This is a genomic window from Moorena sp. SIO4A1, from assembly GCF_010672065.1.
In the GTDB taxonomy this organism is placed as follows: Bacteria; Cyanobacteriota; Cyanobacteriia; order Cyanobacteriales; family Coleofasciculaceae; genus Moorena.
Map to the genome: position 1 here is coordinate 1 of NZ_JAAHHX010000281.1, position 2,470 is coordinate 2,470.

At 44.3% G+C, this 2,470-nt stretch carries 4 protein-coding genes; 1 reads left to right on the forward strand and 3 read right to left on the reverse strand.

The features are described from left to right. Positions 1-227: 227 nt before the first annotated feature. The 3 genes from F6K53_RS37280 to F6K53_RS37290 all read right to left on the reverse strand — a co-directional run bounded on the left by F6K53_RS37280 (position 228) and on the right by F6K53_RS37290 (position 1,476). Positions 228-803 carry a transposase gene (locus F6K53_RS37280; RefSeq protein WP_075902257.1) on the reverse strand — a complete coding sequence of 192 codons (576 nt, stop codon included), beginning with the start codon at positions 801-803 and terminating at the stop codon, positions 228-230. Positions 804-900: 97 nt separating this feature from the next. Continuing rightward, on the reverse strand, positions 901-1,251 hold the full coding sequence (locus F6K53_RS37285) for a hypothetical protein (protein WP_293066580.1): 351 nt from the start codon (positions 1,249-1,251) through the stop codon (positions 901-903). A 12-nt stretch (positions 1,252-1,263) separates the two neighbouring features. After that, positions 1,264-1,476 carry a hypothetical protein gene (locus F6K53_RS37290; protein ID WP_293084639.1) on the reverse strand — a complete coding sequence of 71 codons (213 nt, stop codon included), beginning with the start codon at positions 1,474-1,476 and terminating at the stop codon, positions 1,264-1,266. 525 nt (positions 1,477-2,001) lie between these two features. Between F6K53_RS37290 and F6K53_RS37295 the strand changes: the two genes are divergently transcribed. Next, on the forward strand, positions 2,002-2,403 hold the full coding sequence (locus F6K53_RS37295) for a hypothetical protein (protein ID WP_293084642.1): 402 nt from the start codon (positions 2,002-2,004) through the stop codon (positions 2,401-2,403). Positions 2,404-2,470: the final 67 nt, after the last annotated feature.

Consider the following 2,470-nt stretch of genomic DNA (forward strand, 5'->3'; position numbering starts at 1 on the left):
CGGCCTTCAATCATGATCTCAATCAGCAATGCCCACCCTACGATTGTCATTATTGGTGGGCATTGCCCATGTCATTGCTCGGCCTTCAATCATGATCTCAATCAGCAATGCCCACCCTACGATTGTCATTATTGGTGGGCATTGCCCATGTCATTGCTCGGCCTTCAATCATGATCTCAATCAGCAATGCCCACCCTACGATTGTCTAGCCACCAACCGTTGATAATTCACTCACCAACCTTGGCTCCAATTTCCGAAAAATCTGGAACTAATGGTTGTCTCCCCCAGCAACAACAACCCCAATCGATCTGATACTGACCTGTTTCAACCCATCTGGTGAAACTCGAATACTCCCACCGATGAGGACAAGATACCAACCCATGCTTAACCGGATTGTAATGAATATAATCTAAAGCCTGTTGGAAGTCAGATTCATCTCGAATCACATGCTCCCAAAATCGGCGCTGCCAAACATTACTTTCTCTGTGTTTACGACGGGATGCCGATACATTCTGTGGCTTGAATTTTTTACCCCGTAGCGATCGCGTAAACAACACCTTAAACCGAGAAACCCGGTAGGAATAAGCTGTATCCCCTGGGGGTAGAGTCCACAAGAAATGAATATGGTCAGGTAAAACAACTGCACCAGTAATTTCAAAAGGTCTCTCAGTGCGAGTTTTAGCAAGTGCAGCACGCAAATAAGCAATTGTTTCGGGTTCGGAAAACAGAGGGGTGCGGTCGTAGGTTACCAGAGTCAGAAAAAAGGTTCCACCTGGGACATAGGCTCGACGATATTCGGGCATGGTTGTGGATTGCTGGGCATTGCGGATTTAATTTCTAGGCTAACTAATGTTGAACTTGCTGAGCAAGACCCACCCTAGGATTCTTGTCTGGTTCAGCTTACGCTTTTGTAGGGTGGGCATTGCTTGAAACCAACCCCCAACCCTGCTGGAATTCACCTGAGCAATGCCCACCAACCAGAGCATTTTGTAGGGTGGGCATTGCTTGAAACCAACCCCCAATCCTGCCGGAATTGATCTGAGCAATGCCCACCAACCAGAGCATTTTGTAGGGTGGGCATTGCTTGAAACCAACCCCCAATCCTGCCGGAATTGATCTGAGCAATGCCCACCAACCAGAGTAGCTTGTAGGGTGGGAAAAGCCTTTTTCCAACTCGCCTACCTGCCCAAAGTCACCGGAGCAATGCCCACCAACCAGGGTACCCATTGCCTTTTGGGTCTTGGTGGGCATTGCTCATTTATTTTATAAGCGAACAATTTTGATACTTATCAGCAATGCCCACCCTACGAGTCTTGGGTCTCCCAATCCTGCCGGAATTGATCTGAGCAATGCCCACCAACCAGAGTAGCTTGTAGGGTGGGAAAAGCCTGTTTCCAACTCGCCTACCTGCCCAAAGTCACCTGAGCAATGCCCACCAACCAGGGTACCCATTGCCTTTTGGGTCTTGGTGGGCATTGCCCATTTATTTGATCAGCGAACAATTTTGATATTTATCAGCAATCCCCACCCTACCATTCTTCCGGAATTCACATTAGGGTATTGGTGGGCATTGCTCATTTATTTTATCAGGGAACAATTTTGATAGTTATCAGCAATGCCCACCCTACGAGTCTTGGGTCTTGGTGGGCATTGCCCATTTATTTTATCAGGGAACAATTTTGATAGTTATCAGCAATGCCCACCCTACCATTCTTCCGGAATTCACATTAGCAATGCCCACCCTATGATGTTTATATTAAAAATCAAAAATTACCTAACAAAATAACTAATTCTTATCTATAAAATCCAAAATTATTCATTTTTTTTAAATGTAAATAAATATTAAATATTAAAAATACCATTGACTTTTTACAAGATATTAGTAATAATAAAAATGTCCGCTATTTCGATAAGATTCTTGGACAAAAAGCCGCGCTTATAGCTTGCCACCTGGAAGCGCGGCTTATATCCCCAAGCAAACACTATGTTTGAGGTAATTCCATGATGCCAAAAAAACGCTCAAATGATCATCTGATTAAGTGTCAGCGAGCCCTAGACCGCCTTGCCCAAATTGCCCAGAGCCAATCCACAAGCCCACTTTCAATGCCTCGTGCCATCACTGAGCGAGAGCGAATTTTGATCAACCTATACAGCGTCTGCCGACTATCCATGACTCCTCGGGAGTTTTATTGGAAATGGCAAGTTAACCAAGAAGACATTGCTCAAATCTGCTGCCGCTCAACTTACGCTGTTAACAGTTGGCTCGCTCAAAGTTCTCGCTATAAATCTCCTTCTTCCGATTCCTTATACCATCTGGCCTTAATGGATTTTCTCTTGGAAAATTTTGAGGCAATTCCACAAGAGTTATTGAATCAACTCTGCTCGAAAGTTGAAGAAGGTTGACAGAATTAAGAATTAAGAATTAAGAATTAAGAATTAAAGAATTAAGAATTAAGCTTTTGTAGGGTGG